Genomic DNA, 4,204 nt, shown 5'->3' with positions numbered 1-4,204 from the left:
GGCTGGCCCGTTCCTCGGGGACCGCCGCGTCGTCGGCGGACTCCAGTACGCCGGCCAGGTAGGCGTCCGCGCCCCGGGCCGCCCGCTGGACGGCCACCTCTCCCGTTCGGGGGACGTGGAGAGCGCCCGCGGGGCGGTACGGTGAGTGAGATTGCACGTACTGTCAGTGCCAGGCCGTCCCGCGGTGCCGGAGGCGGCCGGCCGGAGCGGGAGCGGGGCGATGGCGGACGGCGTGGCCCGGTGGGGCAGGCGCACGGTGCTGCGCCGCACCGCGCTGCTGGCCGGGGGCGCCGCGCTGGGCGCCGCCGCGACCTCCCAGACCACCTGGATCGCCGACCGCCGGCTGCCGCTGGCCGGCGGACCGGCCAGCGCCACCCTGGGCAGCCGCCTCCAGCAGGTCGGCAACGGGGCGGTCGAGGTCGTCTGGAGCGTCCGCACCGGTGACCCGCTGGTCGCGCTGACGTTCGACGACGGGCCGCAGCCACAGTGGACCCCGATGGTGCTGGACACGCTGGCCGAGCACTCGGTGCCGGCCACCTTCTTCCTGGTCGGTGAACGGGCCCGCCGGCACGCCGCACTGGTCCGCGACCGGCTGGGCGGGCACGAGGTGGGCAACCACAGCTGGGCGCACCACGACCTGGCCCGGATGGACGCCCGCGCCGCGTACGACGACCTGAGCCGCAGCCACGAGGCGATCGCGGCGGCCACCGGGGCGACGCCCCGGCTGATCCGCCCGCCCTGGGGGCACCTCGGCGGTGCGGTGCTCCACGCCGCCGCCCAGCTCAACTACCAGCTGGTGCTCTGGACGCTCCAGATGGTCGAGGGGGAATACCCGCACGACCCGGCCGGGCACGCCCGTCGGATCGTGGCCGACGTACGCCCCGGCACGATCCTGCTCGGTCACGACGTGGGCCCCGAGCAGCGGCTGGTCGCGCTGCGGGGCCTGCCCGACATGATCACCGGGCTGCGCGCCCGCGGCTACACCTTCGTGACCGTCTCCGACCTGCTCCGCCGCGGTGCCGGCCTGGGAGCGGCCCGATAGGGTTCCGGCGTGTCACCCACCGTCTCGGTCCTCGTCCGCAACCGCGACTTCCGCAACCTCTTCCTCGCCGAGCTGGTGGTCTTCGGGGCCGACTGGTTCGTCATGGTGCCGCTGCTGGTGCTCCTGCCGGCCCTGACCGGCAGCGGGGTGTGGGGCGCGCTGGTGCTCGCCGTGGACACCGGCATGACCGCCCTGCTGCTCCCGTACACCGGCACCATCGCCGACCGGTTCGACCGCCGGAAGATCATGATGGCGGCCAACCTCGCCGCGCTGGCCGGCATCCTGCTGCTGCTCGGCGTCCGCGGCGCCGGGACCGCCTGGCTGGCCCTGGTGTCGATCGCCGCCGTGGCGGTGGCCAAGGCGTTCTACTCGCCGGCCGCGCAGGCCGCCCTGCCCAACGTGCTCGACCCGGCCGACCTGGCCGCCGGCAACGCGATCGCCGGCTCGGCCTGGGGCACCATGACCGTTGTCGGCGCCTCGCTCGGCGGCATGCTCAGCGCCGCCGCCGGCCCGTACGCCAGCTTCTGGGTGGCGGCGGCCGGCCTGGCCGGGGCGGCGGGCCTGGCCGCGCGGATCCGGCGGCCGTTGCAGGCGCCCCGCGACCCGGCGGCGGTCGTCCCGCGCACCTGGCCGGCGATCCGCGAGGCGCTGGCCTACATCGCCCACCGGCCGCGGGTGCTCGCCCTGGTCACCGTGAAGTCGGCGGTGGGCCTGGGCAACGGCGTGCTGACCGTCTTCCCGCTGCTCGCCGGGCTGTACGGGGTCGGCGCCATCGGCACCGGCCTGCTCTTCGCCTCCCGGGGCGCCGGCGCGCTGGTCGGCCCGATCCTGATGCGCCGGGTGCTCAGCAACCGCGCCTGGCTGCTCACCGGCCTGGCCCTGTCGATGTCCCTCTACGGCCTGGCCTACGTGGGGGTCTCGGTGGTGAGCTGGTTCCCGCTGGTGCTGGTGCTGGTCTTCCTGGCCCACCTGGGCGGCGGCAGCAACTGGGTGCTCTCCAACTACGCCCTTCAGGGCGAGGTGCCGGACCGGTTGCGCGGCCGAGTCTTCGCCACCGACATGATGCTGGCGACGCTGGCCATCTCGGTCAGCCAGCTGGTCGTGGCGCTGGTGGTCGACGTGGTCGACGAGCGCACCGTGCTGGCCGGGTGCGGCCTGGTCACGGTGGTCTACGCGGCGGGCTGGCGGCTCGCCACCCGGCGGCTGTCGCTCACCGACCCGGTCGAGGAGGCGGCACCCAGCCGTACCCCCTGAGCGGGGCCGCCCTTCCCACGGTCCGGGCGATCCCGCGCGCTGTCGGGGCCGGGCCCTAGCATGAGCCCGTGCCGACGACTTTCACCTCCGGCCCGGTCCGGGTCCGGGTGCCCGCGACCAGCGCGAACCTCGGCCCGGGCTTCGACTCGCTCGGGCTGGCCCTCGGGCTGCACGACGACGTGGCGGCCGAGGTGACGGCCGGCGGCGTACGGGTGGCGGTGACCGGCGAGGGCGCCGGCGAGCTGCCCGACGACGACCGGCACCTGGTGGTGACCGCCATGCGGGCGGCCTTCGACGTGCTCGGCGCGCAGCCGGCCGGGCTGGCGCTGGAGTGCGTCAACCGGATCCCCCAGGCCCGCGGCCTCGGGTCCTCGTCGGCGGCCATCGTGGCCGGTGTCCTGCTGGCCCGGGCGCTGGTCGCCGACGGCGCGGCGCGGCTGGACGACGCCGCCGCGCTCCGGCTCGCCTCGGAGTTGGAGGGGCACCCCGACAACGTGGCGCCCTGCCTGCTCGGCGGCTTCACGGTCGCCTGGACGGAGCCGGCCGGCGCCCGGGCGGTCACGCTGCCCGTGGCGGAGGCGGTCCGGCCCACCGTCTTCGTGCCGGGCGAGCGGGGGCTGACCTCGGTCGCCCGGGCGGCGCTGCCGGCCACCGTGCCGCACGGCGACGCGGCGCTGAACGCGGGCCGGGCCGCGCTGCTGGTGCACGCGCTGACCGCCGAGCCGGCACTGCTGCTGCCGGCCACCGTCGACCGGCTGCACCAGGACTACCGGGCCGAGGGGATGCCGGGCACCGCCGCGCTGGTGTGCGAGCTGCGTGCGGCCGGTGTGGCGGCTGTGGTCAGTGGGGCGGGCCCCACCGTTCTGGCGTTGTCCCAGGTCCCCGCGGGATTCCAGGCGGGAACAGATTGGCGCCGGTGGGAGTTGCCGATAGACGTCAGCGGCGCCCGGGTCGCCCGGGGTAGACTTGGACACGCCGAGCGGGACCCTGTTGCCGCAGGTCGGAAGAGTTGATTACGCTCTACACCTAGCACAGCCGCGAAGCATGCGATCTCCTGCGGGTCGGCGCACCCCCGAAGCTACTCGGCGGTCAGCCCGTCACCCCTGCCAAGGCCCACGCCGCACCGCAGTTTCCACAGGTCGCCGCAGACGGCGAGACCTGCTCACCGAAGTTGGTGAGTCGGGAAACCGACCGGCTGCTGTGTCACAGACTCCCGCGACGCGTCCATGCGAGGCGGGTGCACCGAGGCCGCCCGGCCACCTGTTTCTCGACCCCGGGCAGCCCCGGCCTATCGAGGGAAGGAATCCATTGAGCGACACCACCGACGTGACGTCGGATGTTTCCAACGTCGCTGGCGATGCCACCACTGCCGCCCCCACACGCCGTCGGCGCAGCGGCACCGGCCTGTCGGCGATGCTGCTGCCTGAGCTCCAGAGCCTGGCCGCGTCGCTCGGTATCTCCGGTACGGCTCGCATGCGCAAGGGCGAGCTGATCAGCGCGATCACCGAGCGGCAGGGCGGCGCCGCCGCCGGAACCCCTCGACCGCGGGCCGAGGTCGCGGCCGCGGCCGCTCCCGCCCGCGAGGAGGTGCACGCCGAGGTCCGCGAGGAGCGGGCCGAGAGCCGCGCCGCCGAGCAGGCGCCGGCCGCCGAGGCGACCGAGGGCCGCACCCGCGGCCGCCGGAGCCGTGCGGCTGCCGCGACCACCGAGGCGCGGCCGGCCGAGACGCGTGCCGAGGAGGCTCCCGCCGAGACCGGCGAGCGGGCCGAGCGCGGTGAGCGGGCCGAGCGCGGTGAGCGGGGCGAGGGCCGGGGCCGCGAGCGGGCCGAGCGCGGCGCCGAGCGCGGCGGCGAGCGTGCCGAGCGTGGCGGCGAGCGGGCCGAGCGTGGCGCCGAGCGCGGCGGCGAG

The 4,204-nt window shown here is 76.1% G+C and carries 4 protein-coding genes; all 4 read left to right on the top strand.

Going from position 1 to position 4,204, the window contains the following annotated elements:
* The first annotated feature begins 220 nt into the window (after window positions 1–220).
* Window positions 221–1,042 (top strand): polysaccharide deacetylase family protein, encoded by an 822-nt coding sequence (locus ABZW14_RS34120; RefSeq protein WP_355355357.1) that lies wholly within the window; start codon window positions 221–223, stop codon window positions 1,040–1,042.
* Between the two features lie 9 nt (window positions 1,043–1,051).
* The gene (locus tag ABZW14_RS34115) at window positions 1,052–2,296 is read left to right on the top strand and encodes an MFS transporter (protein WP_355355354.1); all 1,245 of its coding nucleotides are present in this window, start codon (window positions 1,052–1,054) and stop codon (window positions 2,294–2,296) included.
* A gap of 68 nt (window positions 2,297–2,364) precedes the next feature.
* The gene (thrB, locus tag ABZW14_RS34110) at window positions 2,365–3,309 is read left to right on the top strand and encodes a homoserine kinase (RefSeq protein WP_355355351.1); all 945 of its coding nucleotides are present in this window, start codon (window positions 2,365–2,367) and stop codon (window positions 3,307–3,309) included.
* Window positions 3,310–3,604: 295 nt separating this feature from the next.
* A partial coding sequence (locus ABZW14_RS34105; protein WP_355355348.1) for a Rho termination factor N-terminal domain-containing protein occupies window positions 3,605–4,204 on the top strand: 600 nt, incomplete at its 3' end.

It is taken from the genome of Micromonospora sp. NPDC004551 (assembly GCF_040609975.1).
In the GTDB taxonomy this organism is placed as follows: Bacteria; Actinomycetota; Actinomycetes; order Mycobacteriales; family Micromonosporaceae; genus Micromonospora.
Note: the sequence above shows the minus strand (reverse complement) of the source record. Positions and strands in the feature narration are given on the sequence as shown.

Coding starts and splice junctions, on each gene's coding strand:
- ABZW14_RS34120 (WP_355355357.1), top strand. CDS start 221: ATGGCGGACGGCGTGGCCCGGTGGGGCAGGCGCACGGTGCTGCGCCGC.